The sequence below is a fragment of the Kribbella sp. CA-293567 genome, from assembly GCF_027627575.1.
Lineage (GTDB): Bacteria > Actinomycetota > Actinomycetes > Propionibacteriales > Kribbellaceae > Kribbella.
In genome coordinates, this window is sequence record NZ_CP114065.1 from 1,927,239 (window position 1) to 1,948,575 (window position 21,337).

The 21,337-nt window shown below is 69.3% G+C and carries 24 protein-coding genes; 17 read left to right on the forward strand and 7 right to left on the reverse strand.

Features of this window, described 5'->3' with window-relative positions; translation table 11 throughout:
* Position 1: 1 nt before the first annotated feature.
* Positions 2-541, reverse strand: coding sequence for a GNAT family N-acetyltransferase (locus OX958_RS09335; RefSeq protein ID WP_270136834.1), 540 nt, complete (start codon positions 539-541; stop codon positions 2-4).
* Positions 542-606: 65 nt separating this feature from the next.
* On the opposite strand from OX958_RS09335, the gene glgC reads away from it, so the two are divergent.
* The 8 genes from glgC to OX958_RS09375 are packed head-to-tail and all read left to right on the forward strand — an operon-like array spanning position 607 to position 8,631.
* Positions 607-1,833 (forward strand): glucose-1-phosphate adenylyltransferase, encoded by a 1,227-nt coding sequence (gene glgC, locus OX958_RS09340; RefSeq protein WP_270136835.1) that lies wholly within the window; start codon positions 607-609, stop codon positions 1,831-1,833.
* Positions 1,830-3,131 carry a kynureninase gene (gene kynU, locus OX958_RS09345; RefSeq protein ID WP_270136836.1) on the forward strand — a complete coding sequence of 434 codons (1,302 nt, stop codon included), beginning with the start codon at positions 1,830-1,832 and terminating at the stop codon, positions 3,129-3,131. The genes glgC and kynU overlap by 4 nt, the downstream gene beginning before the upstream one ends.
* Positions 3,128-4,447, forward strand: coding sequence for an FAD-dependent oxidoreductase (locus tag OX958_RS09350; RefSeq protein ID WP_270136837.1), 1,320 nt, complete (start codon positions 3,128-3,130; stop codon positions 4,445-4,447). The genes kynU and OX958_RS09350 overlap by 4 nt, the downstream gene beginning before the upstream one ends.
* Positions 4,444-5,952, forward strand: a complete 1,509-nt coding sequence (locus OX958_RS09355; RefSeq protein ID WP_270136839.1) for a 2-hydroxymuconic semialdehyde dehydrogenase — start codon at positions 4,444-4,446, stop codon at positions 5,950-5,952. Before OX958_RS09350 ends, OX958_RS09355 begins: the two co-directional genes overlap by 4 nt.
* On the forward strand, positions 5,949-6,365 hold the full coding sequence (locus OX958_RS09360) for a RidA family protein (RefSeq protein WP_270136841.1): 417 nt from the start codon (positions 5,949-5,951) through the stop codon (positions 6,363-6,365). Before OX958_RS09355 ends, OX958_RS09360 begins: the two co-directional genes overlap by 4 nt.
* A 5-nt stretch (positions 6,366-6,370) precedes the next feature.
* On the forward strand, positions 6,371-6,889 hold the full coding sequence (locus OX958_RS09365; RefSeq protein ID WP_270136842.1) for a 3-hydroxyanthranilate 3,4-dioxygenase: 519 nt from the start codon (positions 6,371-6,373) through the stop codon (positions 6,887-6,889).
* Complete coding sequence (locus OX958_RS09370; RefSeq protein WP_270136843.1) at positions 6,889-7,896, forward strand: amidohydrolase family protein; 1,008 nt, start codon at positions 6,889-6,891, stop codon at positions 7,894-7,896. The genes OX958_RS09365 and OX958_RS09370 overlap by 1 nt, the downstream gene beginning before the upstream one ends.
* A complete protein-coding gene (locus OX958_RS09375; RefSeq protein WP_270136844.1) occupies positions 7,897-8,631 on the forward strand; it encodes an alpha/beta hydrolase family protein in 735 nt (244 codons plus the stop codon). It begins immediately after the preceding gene.
* 30 nt (positions 8,632-8,661) lie between these two features.
* Here the strand turns inward: OX958_RS09375 and OX958_RS09380 are convergent, their stop codons facing one another.
* Entirely contained in the window at positions 8,662-9,336 is a 675-nt protein-coding gene (locus OX958_RS09380) for an O-methyltransferase (protein ID WP_270136846.1), read from the reverse strand.
* Positions 9,337-9,493: 157 nt separating this feature from the next.
* Positions 9,494-10,276, reverse strand: coding sequence for a DeoR/GlpR family DNA-binding transcription regulator (locus OX958_RS09385; protein WP_270136848.1), 783 nt, complete (start codon positions 10,274-10,276; stop codon positions 9,494-9,496).
* A 101-nt stretch (positions 10,277-10,377) separates the two neighbouring features.
* Between OX958_RS09385 and OX958_RS09390 the strand changes: the two genes are divergently transcribed.
* Together OX958_RS09390 and OX958_RS09395 are read left to right on the forward strand one after the other, a co-directional pair.
* Positions 10,378-11,277 carry an SIS domain-containing protein gene (locus OX958_RS09390; protein ID WP_270136850.1) on the forward strand — a complete coding sequence of 300 codons (900 nt, stop codon included), beginning with the start codon at positions 10,378-10,380 and terminating at the stop codon, positions 11,275-11,277.
* A gap of 75 nt (positions 11,278-11,352) precedes the next feature.
* Complete coding sequence (locus tag OX958_RS09395; RefSeq protein WP_270136852.1) at positions 11,353-11,823, forward strand: SRPBCC family protein; 471 nt, start codon at positions 11,353-11,355, stop codon at positions 11,821-11,823.
* On the opposite strand, the gene OX958_RS35340 is transcribed toward OX958_RS09395, so the two are convergent.
* Both OX958_RS35340 and OX958_RS09400 read right to left on the reverse strand, forming a co-directional pair.
* The gene (locus tag OX958_RS35340) at positions 11,759-12,403 is read right to left on the reverse strand and encodes a GNAT family N-acetyltransferase (RefSeq protein ID WP_442913255.1); all 645 of its coding nucleotides are present in this window, start codon (positions 12,401-12,403) and stop codon (positions 11,759-11,761) included. The two genes, OX958_RS09395 and OX958_RS35340, sit on opposite strands and share 65 nt — an antisense overlap.
* Positions 12,393-13,589 (reverse strand): MFS transporter, encoded by a 1,197-nt coding sequence (locus tag OX958_RS09400; RefSeq protein WP_270136854.1) that lies wholly within the window; start codon positions 13,587-13,589, stop codon positions 12,393-12,395. Before OX958_RS09400 ends, OX958_RS35340 begins: the two co-directional genes overlap by 11 nt.
* Positions 13,590-13,660: 71 nt before the next feature.
* Here OX958_RS09400 and OX958_RS09405 point away from each other — a divergent pair, with 71 nt between their 5' ends.
* The 7 genes from OX958_RS09405 (at position 13,661) to OX958_RS09435 (ending at position 19,163) form a co-directional block, all read left to right on the forward strand.
* Positions 13,661-14,242 carry a CGNR zinc finger domain-containing protein gene (locus tag OX958_RS09405; protein ID WP_270136855.1) on the forward strand — a complete coding sequence of 194 codons (582 nt, stop codon included), beginning with the start codon at positions 13,661-13,663 and terminating at the stop codon, positions 14,240-14,242.
* On the forward strand, positions 14,239-14,460 hold the full coding sequence (locus OX958_RS09410; protein WP_270136856.1) for a biotin/lipoyl-binding carrier protein: 222 nt from the start codon (positions 14,239-14,241) through the stop codon (positions 14,458-14,460). Before OX958_RS09405 ends, OX958_RS09410 begins: the two co-directional genes overlap by 4 nt.
* Positions 14,461-14,615: 155 nt before the next feature.
* A complete protein-coding gene (gene sigE, locus OX958_RS09415; protein ID WP_270136858.1) occupies positions 14,616-15,299 on the forward strand; it encodes an RNA polymerase sigma factor SigE in 684 nt (227 codons plus the stop codon).
* Positions 15,296-15,913, forward strand: coding sequence for an anti-sigma factor family protein (locus OX958_RS09420; RefSeq protein WP_270136860.1), 618 nt, complete (start codon positions 15,296-15,298; stop codon positions 15,911-15,913). Before sigE ends, OX958_RS09420 begins: the two co-directional genes overlap by 4 nt.
* A gap of 13 nt (positions 15,914-15,926) precedes the next feature.
* Positions 15,927-17,000, forward strand: a complete 1,074-nt coding sequence (locus OX958_RS09425; protein WP_270136862.1) for a transcriptional regulator — start codon at positions 15,927-15,929, stop codon at positions 16,998-17,000.
* Positions 17,001-17,390: 390 nt separating this feature from the next.
* Complete coding sequence (locus tag OX958_RS09430) at positions 17,391-18,746, forward strand: S1C family serine protease (protein WP_270136864.1); 1,356 nt, start codon at positions 17,391-17,393, stop codon at positions 18,744-18,746.
* A gap of 72 nt (positions 18,747-18,818) precedes the next feature.
* Positions 18,819-19,163, forward strand: a complete 345-nt coding sequence (locus tag OX958_RS09435) for a sec-independent translocase (RefSeq protein WP_270136866.1) — start codon at positions 18,819-18,821, stop codon at positions 19,161-19,163.
* Between the two features lie 270 nt (positions 19,164-19,433).
* Here OX958_RS09435 and OX958_RS09440 read toward each other — a convergent pair whose 3' ends face one another.
* Together OX958_RS09440 and OX958_RS09445 are read right to left on the reverse strand one after the other, a co-directional pair.
* Positions 19,434-20,036 (reverse strand): GNAT family N-acetyltransferase, encoded by a 603-nt coding sequence (locus OX958_RS09440; protein ID WP_270136868.1) that lies wholly within the window; start codon positions 20,034-20,036, stop codon positions 19,434-19,436.
* Positions 20,037-20,045: 9 nt separating this feature from the next.
* Positions 20,046-21,191: an Mrp/NBP35 family ATP-binding protein gene (locus OX958_RS09445; protein ID WP_270136870.1), complete on the reverse strand. Its 1,146-nt coding sequence runs from the start codon at positions 21,189-21,191 to the stop codon at positions 20,046-20,048.
* Positions 21,192-21,337 lie beyond the last annotated feature (146 nt).

Consider the following 21,337-nt stretch of genomic DNA (forward strand, 5'->3'; position numbering starts at 1 on the left):
ATCACCGCACCTGGGTGGCGACCCAGAAACGCAGTTTGCCGTGCCGCTCGTCCTCCTGTTCGCCACCGGCCGCCAGGATGACTTTGCGGGACGCCTCGTTGCCGGTGTCGCAGGTGAGCAGGGCGGGGTCGATGCCGAGCCGGGCGGCGATCGGCAAAGACTGGGCCAGCATCCGGGTGGCGTGACCCCGGCCGCGGGCCGACGGGCGGACGAAGTACCCGATGTGGCCGCCGAGCTCCTCCAGCGCCGGAGTCAGGGCATGCCGGATCGACAACCGGCCGAGCCACTCGGTGCCGTCGTCGACGAACCAGAGCGTGGTCTCGTGCACCAGGTCCGGCGGTGGCGGGACGCTCTCGTCGGCGTCCGCGCGGATCGCCTCGACCATCCGGGCGAACTCGCCAGGATCCTCCAGTTGCTCCCTGGCCCACTCCTGCCGGAACCCGCGCGCCCCCATCCACCGCACGTCGTCGGCAGCCAACTCGTCCCACGCCTGGAGGAACGATCGGTGCACGACGACGGTGGGTTCGACGAGGATAGGCATGCACCCAGTGTCACGACACTCGCAACCGGCTTATGCAACGGGGCATCGGAAGCTAAGGTGCGGACATGGCGAAGGCACCGAGGGTCCTGGGAATCGTGCTGGCCGGTGGCGAGGGGAAGCGGCTGATGCCGCTCACGGCGGACCGGGCCAAACCGGCCGTGCCGTTCGGGGGCAGTTACCGGCTGATCGACTTCGTACTGTCCAACCTGGTCAACGCGGGCTACCGCAACCTGTGCGTACTGACGCAGTACAAGTCGCACTCGCTGGACCGGCACGTCACGATGACGTGGCGGATGTCGACCTTCCTCGGCAACTTCGTCACCTGCGTGCCGGCCCAGCAGCGGCTCGGCCCGCAGTGGTACCAGGGCAGCGCCGACGCGATCTACCAGTCGATGAACCTGATCAGGGACCACAAGCCCGACATCATCATCGTGTTCGGCGCCGACCACGTGTACCGGATGGACGCCTCGCAGATGGTCGCCGACCACATCGCGCGCGGCAACGGCGTCACGGTGGCCGGCATCCGGGTACCTCGGGCCGAGGCGTCGGAGTTCGGCGTGATCAAGACCGCCGACGACGGGCACACGATCGCCGAGTTCCTGGAGAAGCCGGCCGACCCGCCGGGCCTGCCGGACTCCCCGGACGAGACGTTCGCCTCGATGGGCAACTACGTGTTCAGCGCCGACGTCCTGGTGGAGGCGCTGCGCAAGGACGCGGCGAACCCGGCCAGCCGGCACGACATGGGCGGCGACATCGTCCCGATGCTGGTTGCCGAGGGCAAGGCCGGGGTCTACGACTTCAAGGACAACGACGTACCGGGCGCGCTCGACCGGGACCGTTCGTACTGGCGCGACGTCGGTTCGCTCGACTCGTACCACGAGGCGCACATGGACCTGGTCTCGATCCAGCCGGTCTTCAACCTCTACAACTCCGACTGGCCGATCTTCACCTCGCATCCGCAACTGCCGGGCGCCAAGTTCACCGACAACGCCACCGTCGGTGAGTCGATCGTCTGCGCCGGCTCGATCATCTCCGGCGCGACCGTGGACCACTCGGTGCTCGGTGCCAACGTGATCGTCAGCGCCGGCGCGAAGATCGAGAACTCCGTCATCATGGACAACTGCAAGATCGGCGCCGATGCGGTGCTGAAGAACGTCATCCTGGACAAGAACGTGATCGTGCCGGACGGCGCCAAGATCGGCATCGACCTGGATCACGACCGTGAACGCGGCTACACCGTCAGCAAAGGTGGCGTGACCGCGATCGGGAAAGACACGGTCATCGAACCGTGAGTCAGGGCAGGATGCGGCCGGACCGGGCCATGGACCCGGTCGAGGCCGCCGCGGTCGCCCTCGACGAGGCGGATCCCGGGTGGCGCGAGCTGTTCGACGTCCCGCCGGTGGAGGCCGGTCCCTATCCGGAGGTGGCCTACTTCGCCGGGAACTCGCTGGGGTTGCGGCCGAAGGCGACCAGGGTCGAGCTGCTCGAGGATCTCGACTCCTGGGGACGGTGGGGAGTCGAGGGGCATCTCGACGCGAAACGGCCGTGGCTGCCGTACCACGCCTCGCTGACCGCGGCGGCTGCCCGGCTGGTGGGGGCGTTGCCGAGCGAGACCGTGGTGATGAACTCGCTGACGATCAACCTGCACCTGCTGATGGTGTCGTTCTACCGGCCGACCGCCGAGCGCTTCAAGATCGTGATCGAGGACTCTGCCTTCCCGTCGGACAGTTACGCCGTCCGGTCGCAGGTCTCGTTCCACGGCTATTCCCCGGACGCCGCGGTGGTGCGGCTCCGGCCGCGAACCGGTGAAGAAGTACTGCGCACCGAGGACGTCGTCGCGGCTCTCGGCCCCGACGTGGCCCTGGTACTGCTCGGCGGCGTCAACTATCTGACCGGCGAGCTGATGGACCTCCCGGCGATCACGGCAGCAGGTCAGGCGGCCGGTGCCGTGGTCGGCTGGGATCTGGCGCACGCGGCCGGCAACGTGCCGCTGGCGCTGCACGACTGGGACGTCGACTTCGCGGCCTGGTGCTCCTACAAGTACCTGAACTCCGGTCCGGGCGCACTGGCCGGGGTGTTCGTGCACGAGCGGCATCTGTCAGCCGGGTTGCCGCGCTTCGAGGGGTGGTGGAGCACCGAGGAGGCGTCGCGGTTCGAGATGGCCCCCGAGTCGCGTCCGCCGGCCTCCGCGGAGGCGTGGCAGGTGTCGAATCCGCCGATCTTCTCGATGAGCCCGGTGCGGACCTCGCTGGAGATCTTCGACCAGGTCGGCATCGCCGTACTGCGGGAGCGCAGCCTGCGGCTGACGGCGTACCTGGAGAAGCTGCTGGCGGAGATCACTCCGACCCGGCCGCTGCGGGTGATCACTCCGGCCGACCCCGCACGGCGAGGCGCGCAACTCTCGCTGCGGATCGGCGGTGGACTCCGCGCCGGTGAGCTGGCCAGGACGCTGCGCTTCGAGCACGGCGTGATCGCCGACGCGCGGGAGCCCGACGTACTGCGGCTGGCTCCCGTCCCGCTCTATTCGCTGTACCACGACTGCTGGCGCGCAGTACGAGCGCTGGCCGAGGCTGTTCCGGAGAACGCATGAGTGAGCGTGTTGCCATCGTCGGTGCCGGTCTGGCCGGGAGCCTGCTCGGGTGCTACCTGGCGCGACGCGGGCTGTCGGTCACCCTGTACGAGCGTCGTGCCGACCCCCGGGTGGGGCAGCCGGAGCGGGGACGGTCGATCAACCTGGCCATCTCCGAGCGCGGGCTGGACGCGTTGCGTCGGATCGGCCTGGTCGACCAGGTGATGGCCGACGCGTTGCCGATGAAGGGCCGGATGATCCATCCGGTCGACGGGCCGCTGGACTTCCAGCAGTACAGCGCGTCGGGGGACCGGGCGATCAACTCGATCAGCCGCGGAACGCTGAACAACGCGCTGCTCGACGCGGCCGCGGCGGCGCCCGGGGTCGAGGTGCTGTTCGAGCACCGGCTGCTCGAGCTGGACTCCGCTTCCGGGGCGATGGTGTTCGAGACGCCTGCGGGCAAGGTGGAGGCGACGGCGGACGTCGTACTGGGTGCTGATGGTGCCGGGTCCGCGGTGCGAGAGCGGTTGGTGGCCGAGGGAGCCGTGCGGGACGAGGTCGACTTCCTCGACTACGGCTACAAGGAGCTGAGCATCCCGGCGGTGGACGGCGAGTTCGCGCTCGATCCCGGCGCGCTGCACATCTGGCCCCGCGGTACGTCGATGATGATCGCGCTGCCGAACCCGGACCGCTCCTTCACCTGCACGTTGTTCTGGCCGGCCGGCAATTTCGATGCCCTCAGCAACCGTGAGTCGATCGAACGGTACTTCGCCGAGCAGTACCCCGATCTGTTGCCGTTGGCCCCTTCTCTGGTCGGCGACTACCAGCACAATCCGGTCGGCGTGCTGGGCACCGTGCACACCCGGCCCTGGCAGGCGAACGGCCGCACCGCCCTGATCGGCGACGCCGCCCACGCGATCGTCCCGTTCTACGGCCAGGGCGCCAACTGCGCCTTCGAGGACGTGGTGGAGCTGGACCGCTGCCTCTCCGACACCGGCGGCTCCTGGGCCCGCGCGTTGCCGCTGTTCGAGCATCGTCGCCGGGTCAACGCCGAAGCGATCGCCGAGATGGCCCTCGGCAACTTCATCGAGATGCGCGACAAGGTCGCTTCGCCGGTCTTCCGGCTGACCAAGCGGATCGAGCACGCCCTCGAGCGGGCCTTCCCCGGTCGCTACGTCTCCCGCTACGAGCTGGTCTCCTTCTCCACCACCCCGTACGCCGAGGTCCAGGGCCGGGTCCGCCGGCAGCACCAGTACCTCGCCGCAGCCGGGCTTCTGGGTGCGGCAGTCCTGACCGCGGCGGCCCGAGCAGCACGAGCGGCCGGGAGGCGCCGATGAGCGGCACCTTGTGGCAGCCCGGGTTGCTCACCGGGCAGCCGGAGAGCGTCGGGCTGTTGCGAAACTTCGTCGGCGGCTCCTTCGTCGACGGCGGTTCGACGTTCGCGAAGGTCAGCCCGGTGACCGGCGAGCAACTCTTCGACGTCTGTGAAGCAGATGCCGGCACGGTCGACGCCGCCGTCACCGCCGCGCGGGCTGCTCTCAGCGGGCCGTGGGGACAGCTGGGGGAGCAGGGACGGGCCGTGGTTCTCCGGCGCGTGGCCGACGAGCTGGAGCGGCGCTTCGACGATCTGGTGGCCGCCGAGGTCGGTGACACCGGCAAGTCGATCAGTCAGGCGCGGACCCTGGACATCCCGCGCGGCGCGGCGAACTTCCGTTCGTTCGCCGACTTCGCGACCACCGCGTCCACGGAGTCGTTCACCACCGTGCTGGCCGACGGCCGCCGAGCGCTCAACTACGCGGTACGCAAGCCGGTCGGCGTAGTGGCGATCGTGGTGCCCTGGAACCTTCCGCTCCTGCTCCTCACCTGGAAGGTGGCACCGGCGCTTGCCTGCGGCAACGCTGTCGTCGTCAAGCCTTCGGAGGAGACTCCGGCTTCGGCGACGGTACTGGCCGAGGTGATGGCGGCGGCCGGCGTACCGGACGGCGTGTTCAACCTCGTGCACGGCTTCGGTCCCTCGTCGGCGGGCGAGTTCCTGACCCGGCACCCGGGCGTGGACGCGATCACCTTCACCGGCGAATCCTCCACCGGTACGGCGATCGCCAAGGTCGCCGCCGACGGCGTCAAGGCGGTGTCGTTCGAGCTGGGCGGCAAGAACGCAGGCCTGGTCTTCGCCGACGCCGACCTCGACGCGGCGGTCGAAGGTTCTGTCCGGTCGGTGTTCACCAACGGCGGCCAGGTCTGCCTCTGCACCGAGCGCCTGTACGTCGAACGCCCCGTCTTCGACGAGTTCTGCACCCGGCTGGCCGCTCGCGCCGCCGAGCTCACCTTCGGCTGGCCGGCCGACGAGGCAACGGTCAACATGCCGCTGATCTCCAAGACCCACCGGGACAAGGTCCTCTCGTACTACGACCTGGCGCGCGCCGAGGGCGCCGAAGTCCTCGCCGGCGGCGGCGTGCCGTCCTTCGGCGATGCCCGCGACAACGGTTGCTACGTGCAACCGACGGTGGTGACCGGCCTGCCGGCGAACGCCCGGACGAACACCGAGGAGATCTTCGGCCCGATCTGTCATGTCGCGCCGTTCGACACCGAGGACGAAGCCTTTGCCTTGGCCAACGACAGCCAGTACGGGCTCGCGGCCACCGTCTGGACGCGGGACGTCGGCCGCGCCCACCGGGCCGGCGCGGCGCTCGACGTGGGGATCGTCTGGGTGAACACCTGGTTCCTCCGCGATCTGCGGACCCCGTTCGGTGGGACCAAGCTCTCCGGCATCGGCCGCGAGGGCGGCAACCACTCCCTGCACTTCTACTCCGAACTCACCAACGTCTGTGTGGAGCTGTCGTGAGCGATGCCAAGGTGGTGGCCGGCAAGGCGACGCCGCGGGGACGGTTCCCGCACGTGAAGGTCGCGGGTGGGTTCGCGTACGTCTCGGGGACGTCGAGCCGCCTGCCCGACAACACGATCGCGGGCGCGTCGGCCGACGAGTTCGGGACCACGACGCTGGACATCCGGGAGCAGACGCGGGCGGTGCTGGAGAACATCCGCGACATCCTGGCCGCCGTCGGGGCCGGTCTCGACGACCTGGTCAGCGTCACGACGTACCTGGTGTCGATGAACGACTTCGGCGGCTACAACGAGGTGTACGGCGAGTTCTTCGACGAGAGCGGACCGGCCCGGACCACCGTGGCGGTGCACCAGCTACCCCATCCCCAGCTCCTGATCGAGATCCAAGCAGTCGCAGCCGTACCGGAGAGGTGAAGACGATGGTGAACCTGGAATCGACCGACTTCCCGGAGTGGATCGAGCAGAACAAGCACCTGCTGAAACCCCCGGTGGGCAACAAGCAGATGTTCCCGACCGGCGACGACTTCATCACCATGGTGGTCGGCGGCCCGAACCAGCGCACCGACTTCCACGTCGACCCGTACGAGGAGTTCTTCTACCAGATCTCCGGCGAGCTCCGGGTGAACGTGATGACCGACGACGGCCCGGCGACCGTCGAAGTGAACGCAGGCGAGATGTGGGTGCTGCCCCGCAACCTGCCGCACTCCCCGCAGCGCGGTCCGGACTCGATCGGCCTGGTGATCGAACGAGTCCGCGAGCCCGGCGTGCTGGAGAAGTTCCGCTGGTACTGCGCCAACTGCAACGGCATCGTGCACGAGGTCGAGCTCCAGGTCACCGACATCGTCGAGGACCTCCCGCCGGTCTTCCAGGCCTTCTACGCCAGCGAAGAAGCCCGCACCTGCCCGCACTGCGACACCTTGCATCCCGGCAGAGCCTGATGCCCCGAGCGGTCGACGTCCACACCCATCTCGTTCCCAAGGGCTGGCCGGAGCTGACGGCTGCTTGCGGCGGAGCGGACTGGCCGTGGTTGCGGATCGACTCCGAGCGCGACGCGATGATCATGATCGGGGAGACCGAGTTCCGGCCGGTCGGCGCGCAGGCCTGGGACCCCGCGACCCGGCGCGCCGATATGGATGCCGACGGCATCGATCTTCAGGTGGTGTCGCCGACCCCGGTGTTCTTCGCCTACGAGCGGCCGGCCGATCAGGCCGTCAAGGTGGCCAGGATCTTCAACGACCTGACCCTGGAGACACTTGCCGGGGACAACAGACTGGTGCCGTTCTGCCAGGTCCCGTTGCAGGATCCCGACGCCGCCTGCGCAGAGCTCGACCGCTGTCTGGCGGCCGGGCACGTCGGGGTCGAGATCGGCAACCACGTCGGCGACAAGGACCTCGACGACGCGGGCATCGTTGCCTTCCTCAAGCACTGTGCGGAGGTCGGCGCGCCGGTGCTGGTGCATCCGTGGGACATGCCCGGCGGTCCGCGGCTCGACCGGTGGATGGCACGCTGGCTGACCGGGATGCCGGCCGAGACGCACCTTTCGCTGCTCGCGATGATCCTTGGCGGTGCCTTCGACGAGTTGCCCGAGTCGCTGCGGATCTGTTTCGCCCATGGTGGTGGCAGTTTCGCCTTCTGGCTGGGCCGGGTGGAGAACGCCTGGGAGCGCCGCGGCGACGTCGTACGGGGGAAGTCGCAGTATCCGCCCAGCCACTACGTCGGGCGGTTCTCCGTCGACACCGTCGTCTTCGAGCAACCCGCGCTGCGGCTGCTGGTCGACACCCTCGGCGAGGACCAGGTGATGGTCGGCAGTGACTACCCGTACCCGCTGGGTGAGCGCCCGGTGGGCGAGGTTGTTCGGCGGGCCGACTGGCTCTCGGCCGCCCAGCAGGCCAAGCTGCTGTCTGACAACGCGCTACGTTTCCTGGGACCGAACTTGGAGGCCTGAATGTCTGAGGACCGCTCCGTGCTCAGCCGCGAGGCCGGTGATCCGGACGAAGAGCTTCAGTACGGCAGGTATCCGGAGCAGATGGTCGACGTCTGGCATGCCGAGAGCGACCGGCCGGCGATCGTCTTCCTGCACGGCGGCTTCTGGCGCCCGGAGTACGACCGGATGCACGCCCGGCCGCTCGGCGAGGCGCTGGCCGGCGAGGGCTGGCCGGTGGCTTCGATCGACTACCGGCGCGAGCCAGGGCAGCCTGATTCGACCACCGGCGACGTACGCGACGCACTCGACAAGCTGCCCGACCTGATGGACCTCGGCGCCGGCTTCGTGCTCGTCGGCCACTCCGCCGGCGGCCAGCTCGCGCTGTGGGCGGCATCGACCTTCAACCCTCTCCGGCTGCGCGGCGTGGTCGCCCTGGCCCCGGTCGCCGACCTGCTGATGGCCGACCAGCTCGGCCTGGACCAGACCGCCGTACAGGACTTCATCGGCGGCGGCGTACGCAACGACCTCGACCCGACCCACCTGCCGGCCCCGATCATGCCGGTCTCCATCGTGCACGGCACCGCCGACGCCCGGGTCCCGCTCGCCGTCTCCGAGTCCTACGCCGCCGCCCACCCGACCGCCCGACTCGTCCCGGTCGAGGGCGCCGGCCACTTCGAACTCATCGACCCACTCACCGACGCCTGGACCCACGTCACCACAGAGATCGCCAGATACGCCGGCTGGGCCCAGCAGTAGCCCGAACCGCGGCAGAGCCCGATCGAACCGTCAGGGGCGTTTGACGGCGGCGAGGAGGCCGTTGCTGATCGGGAGGAGGGCCGAGGTCAGGTCGTCGTTGTCGCGGATGGCGCGGATCAGGTCGCGGACGGCCGTCGTCTCGGGGTCGCGGTGGGACGGGTCGGCGACGCGGCCGCGGTGCAGGGCGTTGTCGAAGGCGACGACGCCACCGGGGCGGAGCAGGCGCAGGGCCTCGTGCAGGTACGCCGTGTACTCGCGCTTGTCGGCGTCGCAGAAGACCAGGTCGTAGTGGCCGTCGGTGAGCCGGGTGACGACGTCCAGCGCGGAGCCCGCGATCAGGCGGAAGCGGTTGGACGGTACACCGGCGTCCAGGAAGGTCTTGCGGGCCAGGCGCTGGTTCTCCGCGTCCAGGTCGACCGTGGTCAGCGTGCCGTCGGTGCGCATGCCCCGCAGCAGCGCCAGGCCGGAGACGCCCGTGCCGGTACCGATCTCGACGACCGCCTTGGCGCCCACCGCGGCGGCCAGCAGGCTCAGCGCGGAGGCCGCGCCGGGGCCGATCGCTGTGATGCCACTGTCCTCGGCGCTCGCCCGTGCACCGGTGACGACCTCGTCCTCACCGGTGTAGTCCTCGGCGTAGGCCCAGGACGTGGGGTCGATGCCCGTGGCGATGATGCCCTCCCTGATCGATGCCGCTGCGGTACTCATCTGGCCGAAGCCTAGCGTCCCGCAGCGTCCGGGCCATGCCTCACGCGCTGACGTTGCGCACTCTTGCTCGTAACTTCTAGACCTGAGCAGATATGATCGTGTTGACTAGGCAGCAATCACCCGTCGAAGGAGGTGCGGACAGATGTCAGGCCAGTGCTCAGGAGCGGATGACGTCGATTCCGGCTTCCTTGAAGATCGCCAGCTGCGACTCGTCGGCCTGCGCGTCGGTGACGAGCGTGTCGATCTCGCTGAGCTCGCAGATCCGGGCGAAGGCGCGCTGGCCGAGTTTGCTGGAGTCGGCCACCACGACCACCTTGGCGGCCCGGCTGACGATCAGCTGGTTGATGTTCGCCTCACCCTCGTGGTGGGCGGTGGCGCCGGTGTCGTCGATCCCGTCGACGCCGATGAAGGCGATGTCCAGGGACAGGTCGGCCAGGATCCGGTGCGACAGCGGGCCGATCATCTCGTACGACTGCGGCCGCGCGACGCCGCCGGTCAGCACCATCTTCACGTGCGGCCGGACGATCAGCTCGTTGGCGATGTTCAGCGCGTTGGTGACGAGGGTGAAGGCCGGCTCGCCGTGCTCGGCGGACAGCTCCGGCCGGGTCGCCAGCGTGCGCGCGACCTCGGAGATGGTGGTGCCACCGTTCATCCCGATCACCATGCCGCGCCGGACCAGCGTGGCCGCGGCCTGCGCGATCCGCTGCTTCTCCGAAGCAAAACGCGCAGTCTTGTAGCGCAGCGGCAGATCGTAGGAGACCGCGTTGGCGACCGCGCCACCGCGGGTACGGGTCAGAAGTTGCTGCTTTCCCAGGTGGTCCAGGTCGCGCCGGATCGTCGCCGCGGAGACGTGCAGCTGCTCCGCGAGCTCGTCGACATCGATCGCGCCCTTTTCCGCGAGCGCTTCGAGCAACGTATTCAGGCGTTCATAACGCTTCACCCGGGGCTCCCCCTTCACACAATCGGTCAGCCGGACGGCTGCCGGTTGGCACCATTCGATCACGTTCGAGCAGTTTCGACCATTACATCTCCGGAGACGACATGACCGACACGCCCCTTTTGGCCGACACGCCCTTCGTGAGCACCGAGATCGCCACCCAGCCCGAGCTGTGGCGGCGGGTGTCCGCCGGTTTCGCGCAGTACGGTGGCGCACTGCCCGAAGCGGGCCAACGCGTCGCGGCCGTCGGTTGCGGCACCTCGTGGTTCATGGCGATGGCGTACGCCGCGCTGCGCGAGGATCTCGGCCAGGGCCTGACGGACGCGTTCGCCGGTTCGGAGTTCCCGGCCGGCCGCGAGTACGACGCGGTGGTGGTGATCAGCCGCTCCGGTACGACGACCGAGGTGCTCGACCTGATCCGCGCCACCGAACTGCCGACGATCGCGATCACCGCGACGCCGGGTTCGCCGATCGTCGAGCTGGCCGACCACACGATCCTGCTCGACTTCGCCGACGAGCAGTCCGTGGTCCAGACCAGGTTCGCCACTACAACGTTGGCACTGCTGCGCGCTTCGCTCGGTGAGGACCTGTCGCAGGCCGCCGCGGACGCCGAGGTGGCGCTCACCGTCGACGTCGACGCGCTGGCCGAGCTGGAGCAGGTCACCTATCTCGGCACCCGGTGGACCATCGGGCTGGCCCACGAGGCCGGGCTGAAGCAGCGCGAGGCCGCGTCGGCCTGGACCGAGGCGTACCCCGCGATGGACTACCGGCACGGCCCGATCGCGATCGCACAGCCCGGCCGCGGCGTCTGGATCTTCGGCGAGCCGCCGGCGGACCTGCTCGACGACGTCACCGCCACCGGCGCCACGATCGTCCACCACGCCGAGCTCGACCCGATGGCCTCCCTCGTGGTGGCCCAGCGGGTGGCGGTCGCGAAGGCGATCTCCCTCGGCCTCAACCCCGACCAGCCGCGCAGCCTGACCCGCTCCGTCATCCTCAGCTGACCTGATCTTCGTCGGGCCAGGCCGCGTCCTGCGGCCGGGCCCGACGAGCTTCCGCTGGTCTGACATCCTCACCGGGTGACCACCGACGAGCGTTTCGAAGTCCGGCGAGAGATCGCCGCCTCACCCTCGGACATCTTCGCCGTCCTGCGGGACCCTCGCGGCCACGTCGCGATCGACAGTTCCGGCATGCTGCAGTCGGCCGACGGCGAGCCGGTCGGCGAGGTCGGTGACCAGTTCGTCGTCCACATGGACCGGGAGTCGCTGAACGACCTGCCGATGGGCAAGTACGACGTGACGGTGATCATCACCCGGTTCGCGACCGACACCGAGCTCGAGTGGACCATCTCCGGCACGATCCAGCCGCCGATCAAGCACCTCTACGGCTACCGGCTGGAGGCGAGTGCCGGCGGGACGCTGGTGACGTCGTACTACGACTGGAGCCAGATCGAAGAGCGCTACCGGGGCAAGGTCAACTTCCCGGTCATCCCCGAGGCCGGTCTGCGCGCAACGCTGGGCATTCTGGCCCGCACAGTCGAGCAGCGGTGACAGGGGAGACCAGCGCCCATCCCAGACGGCTGTAGAGCGCCAGCCCGTCAGCTGTAGCGACCAGTACTCCGGTACGAGCGCCGCTGCGGCTTGCCGTACAGGTGAGTGCACGCATGACGGTGGTGCCGAGCCCTCGGCGTTGATGAGCGGCCTCGGTCACCACCTGATCGATCACTGCGTAGTCGCCTGCCAGAGCCGCCTTACCCCGTGCAGCCGCCTTCCCCCGGCTAGTGACGACTACGTCGAGGACACTGCCGGCCTGACTGACTTCCAGCTCGTACTGCAGTCCGCAGGTCGGCGGGTCTGCAGCTAGCTGCGTGGTCATCAGGTACTCGGCCGGCTGAACCTGCCATCGCTCATCGAGCTGGATTGTCGCCGGGTCGGCGCAGACCTTCAGCCAAGTGCCGGGCGTGGTCAGGCGGCTGGCCAAAGCTGGTGCAGGGGCCGGAAGCACGTAGCGCACGAGGTGGCCCGGCAGGCCAACCTCAATCCGCCAACCCTCCGGCACCTCGACCGGTAGAGGCGTCCCTCGCGAGATCGCCCAGCCCTGCGCCCACGCCCCTGCCAGCTCAGCCGACATAGGCTGCTCCTTGATCCGTTGAGACCGCAGCACCACTCAGCCGTCCAGCAAGCCAGCCGGCGCCGGATGCCGCCATCAAACCGCCCGCGACCAGCAGCAGCGCAGTATGCGTGCCCACTCTCGGAACTAGTAGCCCAGCCGTCGCCTGCCCGAGCGCTGCAGCCCCTACTCGCAAGCTGGCAGCAGTGGTGCTCACCCTTCCTTGCAGAGCCACTGGGCTGTACACCTGGCGAGCTCCGAACATCGCCGGGAGCATCGGCCCCTCCACCAGACCGGTGGCCACCGCCAGCACCAGCAGTACGGCGAAACTGCCTGCCAGCGGCCAAGCGGTGAAGGCGAGTCCGTAGGCGGCCACGACCAGCATTACCACCTGCTCCGGCCGCCAGCGGGTCTGAAACCGCCCTAGTAGCAGAGCGGTAGCGACACTGCCCAGTTCCAATGCCGCCCACAGATAACCCGCTGCCGAACGAGGCATGCCAAGTGACTCCATATGCAGCGGCAGCGTGATGAGCAGCATGCCGGTCACACCCATCAGCAGAGTGGTAGTCACCGTGGATGCCCGCAGGCGCGGAGTACGAGCCAGGTGCACAAGTCCGGCCACTACTGAACTGAGGAAGGGCTCCCGGGGTCCGTCGCCCGCTGGTAGCGCGGGTAGCCGCCCAATCGCCAAGACGCTGAGTGCAGCCGTCACGGCGATCACCACTGCGGCCGCCTCCACCGAGGCGACCGCTGTGATCGTGGCGGCCGCCGCTGGTCCAGTAATCGTGGCAGCGCCAAAGCTGGCCGCCTCCAAAGAGTTGGCCCGGGGGAGACCCTCCCTGGGGGCCAGGCTCGGCAGCATGCTGGTGAAGCCGCCGCTCACCAACGGCAGCGTCGTACCGGCGACTGCTGCGAGCATCGGCGTCACCCAGTGAGCGCTGTGTCCGACCACGGCGAGCATCGCGACCATCACCGCTCCCAGCACAGCCTGGTTGAGCGCAAGCGCGGTACGCCGGTACTGCGTCCTGTCGAGCCACGCGCCGAGCAGCGGACCGGTCACGATCGCCGGGAACGCATAGGCGGCTCCGGTTACGCCGGCCAGCACCGCGCTGTCGGTCCGCTGCAGCACGAGCAGGACGAGCGTGAAGGCGACCATCTCGTCGCCGACCCGCGCGAGCGTCGCGGCGGTCAGATAGCGGAGCAACACTGAAGCCGTCCCTCCGTAACGTATAAATGGTAGTTACGCGTTACGCTAACAAACCCGTTACGATCGGTCGAGTGGAGAGTCTGACGACCCCGGACCGGATGATCCGGATCGCCGTGGACCTGGTGAACACCAGGACGCTCGAGCCGGAGCAGTTGACCTCCGTGGCCGCCTTGGAGCAGTTCCTGCTCGACCACGGAGAGCCGATCGTGACGGTCGGCGAGGCCGATCTGGCCGCCGTGAAGGAAGTGCGGGAGCGCCTGCGGCCGGTCTTCCGGGCCGAACCCCGCGAAGCGGCCCAAATCCTCAACGCCCTGCTCGCCGAGTACGCCGTACGGCCTTATCTGTCCGATCACGACGGGTCGCCGTGGCACCTGCACGTGGCCAGGCCCGACGCGACCTGGGCGGAGTGGCTGGCCGCCGGCGCGGCGCTCGGGCTGTCGGGGTTCGCCGCCGGCCATGGGTTCGAGGCGATCGACACCTGTGCGGCGCACGACTGCGAGCGCGTCTTCGTCAACGGGGCACAGCGGCGTCCGCGCCGGTTCTGTACGCCGACCTGCTCCAGCCGGAGCCGCGTCGCGTCGTACCGGGCCCGCCGATCGGGCGGCGCACTAGGATCGCCACAGGACCCCCGCCGAACCGAGGAGAGCGCGTGAGTCACACCGTCGTGGCAGAGCTGGTGGCGAACGTCCAGTCGATCATCGCCAAGGCCGGGGACCAGGTCGGTCCGGAGGACACGCTCGTCATCCTGGAGTCGATGAAGATGGAGATCCCGGTGCTCGCGGAGGTGGCCGGCACGATCACCGAACTGCGGGTCTCCGAGGGCGAGGTCGTCCGGGACGGCGACCCGATCGCGGTCATCGAAGACAAGTAGCGGCCACCCTCGATGGCGGCCGGCGCGTCTGCTTTCCTGAGAGTTGCCGGCAGCGGGAACTTCCCGTTGGTGGGGCCCGTTGTCCCGTCGTACCGGCATCCCAGGGTCGAACCAGGGTGTACCCGACGTGCGAAGAGGACGGTGAACGCGGCACCATGGTGTTCTCACTCGTTGCCGAGCGGACCCAGGGAGGCGTTGGCGTGAAACCGGTCGACAGCCCCGTGGTGCCCGCTCCGAGCACCCCGCAGTTCCGGCCCGAGGCCGAGACGCTGCCGTCCTGGGACGAGATCGTCCGGGCCCACTCGGCCCGCGTCTACCGGCTCGCCTACCGCCTGACCGGCAACAAGCACGACGCCGAGGACCTGACCCAGGAGGTCTTCGTCCGGGTCTTCCGGTCGCTGTCGTCCTACACGCCGGGCACGTTCGAGGGCTGGCTCTACCGGATCACCACGAACCTCTTTTTGGACGGCGCGCGCCGCAAGCAGCGGATCCGGTTCGACGGTCTGCCCGAGGACGCGCACGACCGGCTGCCGGCGAAGGGCTCCGGCCCGGCCGAGAAGCTGGACCACGACCTGTTCGACCACGACGTGCAGTATGCGCTGGACGCGCTGCCGGAGGACTTCCGTGCGGCCGTGGTGCTCTGCGACATCGAGGGCATGACGTACGACGAGATCGCCGACGTGCTGAACGTGAAGCTCGGCACCGTTCGCAGCCGGATTCACCGTGGCCGCTCGATGCTGCGCAAGCACCTCGAGCACCGCGCCCCCCGGTCCGGCCAGACCCGTATCAGTGGCCCGCCCGCGGACGGGCCATTCCTTGCCGGAGGTGGTGACCGGTGACCTCGCAACACCCCATGGACAAGCTGAGCGCCGTCGTGGACGGCGAACTCGACCACGACTCGCGCGACAAGGTGCTCAGCCATCTGGTCGGCTGCGACGCCTGTCGCTCCGAGGTGGACGCGCAACGGCGGCTCAAGGCCCGCCTGGCCGCGACGGCCGCGCCGGAGCCCTCGATGGACCTGATGCAGCGCCTGATGGGCGTCTCCTCGTTCTCGCCGGACGTGCGTGAGGAGGTCCGGCCGGTGCTGACGCCGGCAGCGGCGTACACACTCAGCCCGCAGCGCTCCGCGTTTCCCGCGGCTCGCACTGACGCCACACGGCCAGGCACCCGGACGCCGAGCCGCAGCCGTCGGCGTACCGGCGTACTGGGCGCGGCGGGCTCTGCTGCCGCCATGGCCTCACTACTCGGTACTGCGTTCGTGCTGGGTGACCCGGCGCGGTCGGAGCAGCCCCCCGGGCTGCAGCCGCCCGTGACGAGCTTCTCCGCCGACCACGCTGCTGCCAACCCCGGTGCTCCGTTCACGGACCCGGTGGCGCTGATGAACTCGTTCAACGGGGCTGGCTACGCCGGGCTGAGCCCGACGCTGCAGCCGGTGGCCCTGACGGGCCGCTGACCAGGGTGACCTCGTGAGCCTCTCCCGGCTCGCCGTACTGGTCGGCACCGCGCTGATCGGCTTCGGCCTGCCTCTGCCCGCCGCGGCCACGCCTGCGCCTGCCGCACAGCGTGAAGACAACCCGAGCGCCGTCGCCTGGCTCCAACGAGCTGCGGCAGCGCCGGATCACGTGTCGTTCCACGGCACCCAGATCATCACCTCCTGGGGACCGCAGGGCGCTAGCTCGGCCATGCTCGACATCGTCCACGCGGCCTCGCAGGGGTCGGAGATCAGCGTGGTCGGCTCGGCTGCCTCCCCGGGCGCCAAGGCGTTCGTGCAGCGGGCCAACCACGCCGCTGGGCCGACTGTCGACGGCGGACCGCTCGCGCTGCTCAAGGAGACCTACGAGCTGGTCTACAAGTGCTGCACGGACACGATCGGACGCGCCGCCGTACTGGTCGAGGCGCTGCGCGGCGACCGGACCGTGGCGGGCCGGTTCTGGATCGACCAGACGACCGGGCTGCTGCTGCAGCGGCAGTTGTTCGGCGACGACGGCAAGACGATGGTCCGGGCGACGGTGTTCACCGACCTGGAGATCGAGCAGTCCGAGTTCATCGGTCACCTCCCGCCGATGGCTCCGGGCAGCGTCGAGTCGGTGGGGATGAGCAGTGTCGACGGGCTGCGCTCCCAAGGCTGGACCTGCTCACCGACGCTCCCGGCGTCGCTGCAGCTCTACGACGTCCACCAGGACCAGGCGACCAAGTCCCTGCAGTTCTCGTACTCCGACGGGCTCTTCAACGTCTCCCTCTTCGAGCAGCGTGGAGAGCTCGACCCCGCGGCGGTGGCGGGCTACACGATGACCACCACGGCGGACGGTGCACGGATCTACCAGCGCTACGGGATGCCGTCGTACGCCGTCTGGTCGTCCGGCGGCATCGTCTACACGCTGGTCGGTGACCTGCCGTACGAGAACCTCGCCAAGGTGGTGGCGGCCTTCCCGCACACCCCGCCGCCGAAGGTGACCGCCGTGCAGCGGATGGGCACCGGACTGGCGAAAATCGCGTCGTGGCTCACTCCGGTGGGTGCGCTTTCCCACAAGCTGGGATAATCAACTCTGGGAGCACTTCCCCGCACCCCGGTGCAGGCTCTCCCGACACCGAGACGACGACGACGTGAGGCGGACACCGTGAGCTGGGATGACGCCGAGCCGACTGCCCGGAACCCGCAGACCCCTGCGACTCCGGACAACACGCAAGAGCTTCCTGCATTAACTCCCGCACCCGCTGGTGCCGAGTCGCCCGCTGCTGCCGGGTCACCCGCTGGTGCCGAGTCCGGCCAGACCCTGGCCGACGCGGCCGCGGCGTTGACCACCCCGATGCCGGTGACGCCTGCACCCGCGGAGTCGACACCTGCACCCGTGGAGTCGACGCCTGCACCCGCGGAGTCGACACCTGCGTCTGTTGGGCCCACGGGCTCGCCTGCCGGCCCGGTGAGTTCGATGGGCGCAGTGGCCTCGGCCGGTCCGATGACCGGGATGACGCCGCCGAGCCCCGGTGCGGGGACGGCACCGATTCCGGCGCCGGGCAGCAGCAGTTCGGCGTACCGGCAGAGCAGTGGGCGGTCCACGAGCCAGCGGAGCTTCGGGCAGCCTGAGCCGCAGGAGTCAGGCTTCCGGCCTGCCTACCCGGGGCAGGCCTGGCCGACCCAGCAACCGACGTACGTGCCGCCTCCGCCGCTGGACTGGCACCAGCAGCAGGCTCGCGCCTACACGCCGTCGCCGCCCGAGAAGCGCAACAAGGTGATCGGCCTCGCGGCCGCCGTCGCCCTGATCGTCGGGCTGGTCGCGGGTGGAGGTGGCGCCGCGGCCGTGCTGGCACTCGACCGGAACGGCGTCGTCGACGACCAGACCGGTCCGCCGATCGGTCAGGGCGCCGACCCCAAGATCAAGACCGGCTCCGTCTCGGCCATCGCCCAGACCCTGCTCCCGAGCGTCGTCCAGCTCAAGGTCGAGGGCTCCGGCAATGCCAACGCGACCGGCTCCGGCTTCGTGATCGACGGCTCCGGGCACATCCTGACCAACAACCACGTGGTCTCGGCGGCGGCGTCCGGCGGTTCGATCCAGGTCGTCACGCAGCAAGGCAAGGTCTCGACCGCCCGGCTGGTCGGCCGCTCACCGGCGTACGACCTGGCTGTCGTGCAGGTCGCCGGGCTGGACGCGCCGTCGGTGCAGTTCGGCGAGTCGGCGAAGTCGATCGTGGGGCAGGACGTGGTGGCGATCGGTTCGCCGCTCGGCCTGGCCGGCACCGTCACCTCCGGCATCGTCTCGGCCAAGAACCGCCCGGTCACCGCCGGCGGCGAGGGCGAGATCTCCTACATCAACGCGCTGCAGACCGACGCGGCCATCAACCCCGGCAACTCGGGCGGCCCGCTGGTCGACATGGAGGCCCGCGTGATCGGCGTGAACTCCGCGATCGCGACCGTGCGCGGCGCCGAGCCCGGGGCCAGCGGCAACATCGGGCTCGGGTTCGCGATCCCGATCGACCAGGCCCGGCGGACCGCGCAGCAGCTGATCGCCTCCGGCCAGGCGTCGTACCCGGTGATCGGCGCGAACGTCGACATGCAGTTCGAGGGCGGCGCCCGGGTCAGCGAGGTCCAGCCGAACAGCCCCGCCACCCGCGCCGGACTCCGCACCGGTGACGTCATCACCAAGATCAACAGCCAGGCGGTCGACACCGCCGAGGCGCTGATCGTGGCGATTCGCTCGCACCGGCCGGGGGAGAGCGTCCGGCTCGACTACGAACGCGGTGGCAAACCCCGGCAGGTCGTCATCAAGCTGGGGCAGCAGGTCGGCTGACCCGCGCGGGCGGCTGACCAGCCGCGGGCTACGCTGTCCGCGGCACAACGGAAGAACCGAGAGGGTGGGGGCATGTTCAACATCGGTCCGCTCGAGATAGCGGTGATCGCGATCGTGGCGATCGTCGTCTTCGGCCCCGACCGGCTTCCGGAGTTCGCCCGTACCGCCGCCCAGCTGCTGCGCCAGGTCCGCGGCATGGTCAGCAAGGCGCAGACCGACCTGCGCGACGAACTCGGCCCGGAGTTCGCCGACCTCGACGTCCGCGACCTCAACCCGCGCAGCTTCGTCCGCAAACACCTGCTCGACGGCATCGACGACGACTTCGACGACAAGCCGGTGTCGAACTCCACCGACATGATGACGCCGCAGCGGCTGCCTGCCGGAGCGCGGGCGCCGTTCGATCCCGAGGCGACTTAGGTCTTTCCCCACGCTTGCGCTGGCTCCCACCCACCCGGTGCGCGGGCTCCTGCGTCGCCTGCTTGGTGACAGCGGGGGTGTGGCGGGGCAACGCGTGTGTGGGTGAAGGTGCCACGCCGGCTCCTACGTCGCCCGCTTGGTAGAGCAGCGGTGTCGGCAAGCGAGACGCGTATGTGGGTGAAGGTGTGCCAGCTCAGCTACGTCGCCCGCTTGGCGAAGGCACAAGTCTGGCGGGGGAGGCGCGGGGCTGCGAGTGAAAGGTCCACCAGCTCAGCACACAGCCGACTGATCGCTCTTCACCAGCTCGTAGCTGACCCGATCATCACAAACCCCCGACCCCAACCAGAAAGCCTCGCGCTCAATCCCGTCTTCCCGGAAGCCCGCCGACTCCGCTACCCGCCGCGCGGCGCGGTTCGTCGCGGCCGTACGAATCGCCAGCCGCCTTCCCCCGAACCCGCCATCCGCCGGCGACCCGAAGAACCAGACGCTCACCCTCCGCACAGCCTCCGCCACCACCCCTCGGCCCTGGGCATCCGGATGCGCCCAGAACCCCAGCTCGCCTCCACCCTCGCCAAGGTTGAACAGGGTTAAGTTGCCCAAGGCAACATCGGAAGCGCGGTCCGCCACGCACCAGTTGAAGCGGAGTCCGGCCGCCGCCTGCTCGGCCAGGTCGCCCAGCCAGAACCGTGCGTCCTCGGCGGTGAAGGGCTGGGGGATGAACGGAAGGAAATGCGCGGTCGCCTGGTTGGTCCGTGCAGTCGTGATCCGGTCGAGTTCGTCGGCACGCCAAGTGCGCAGTCGCAGGCGCTCGGTCTCCAGTACCGGATTCTCGAACCGGATCCGGTCTCGCTGGCGTGGGTCGTCCGACGACACGGGGAGGTGTCAGCGACCGGCCGGTGACAGTCCCAGCTGGCGACCGAGAAGACCCCGGGGCTTGCCGCCCAGGCGCATCGCGATGTCGCCGAGTACGTGAGCTGCCGGGGTGTCCGGGTCCGCGGTGACCAGCGGCTGGCCGATGTCGCCGCCGCTGCGCAGGCGCTCGTCCAGCGGGATCTCTCCGAGCAGAGGGATCTCGTACCCCAGGCGCTGGGACAGCGTTGATGCCACCCGCGCGCCACCGCCGGAGCCGAAGATCTCGATGCGGTGCTCGGGGCCGCAGTGCGGGCAGGGCAGGAACGACATGTTCTCGATCACGCCGGCCACTCGCTGGTGGACCATCTGCGCCATTGTGCCGGCGCGCTCGGCCACCTCGGCGGCGGCCTCCTGCGGTGTGGTGACGACGATGACCTCGGCGCTGGTGAGCCGCTGGCCGACCGAGATCGCGATGTCACCGGTGCCGGGCGGCAGGTCGAGCAGCAGGACGTCGAGGTCGCCCCAGTACACGTCGGCCAGCATCTGCACCAGCGCGCGGTCCAGGATCGGACCGCGCCAGGCGACCACCTGGTCGCGCTTGGGCTTCAGCATGCCGATCGAGATCACCTTCACACCGTGCGCGGGCACCGGCATGATCATGTCGTTCACCGCGGTCGGGCGCTCGTCGGCGACCCCGAACATCGCGGGGATCGAGTGACCGTAGATGTCGGCGTCCAGTACGCCGACCGACAGTCCCTGGGCCGCCATCGCGACGGCGAGGTTCACCGTCACGGACGACTTGCCGACCCCGCCCTTGCCGGACGCGATCGCGAACACCTTGGTCAGCGAGTCGGCCCGGGAGAACGGAATCTCCTTCTCCGCCACGCCACCGCGCAGTTGCGTCTGCAGTGCGGCGCGCTGCTCGGTCGACATCACGCCCAGCTCGATCTCCACCCCGGTCACGCCTTCCAGCGCACTGACCGCGGCGGTCGTGTCACGGCGCAGCGTGTCCTTCATCGGGCAGCCCGAGACGGTCAGCAGGATCTTCACCGCGACCACGCCATCGGTTCTCACCACGACGGACTCGACCATGCCCAGTTCGGTGATCGGCTTCTTGATCTCGGGGTCGATCACGCCGCCGAGCGCGACGGTCACCTGGTCAGCAGTTGGGGCCATGCCACCAGGCTACGTGCTGCACCCCAGCCACCCGACCCCAGTCCACTGTGACCTCTGCCCTGCAAGGAAGGACGCCTTGCTCACGCACTCTGGACGCGATCGTCCTTGAGTCCTGCTGAACTGGTGAAGGCAGTCTCGAACAGCCT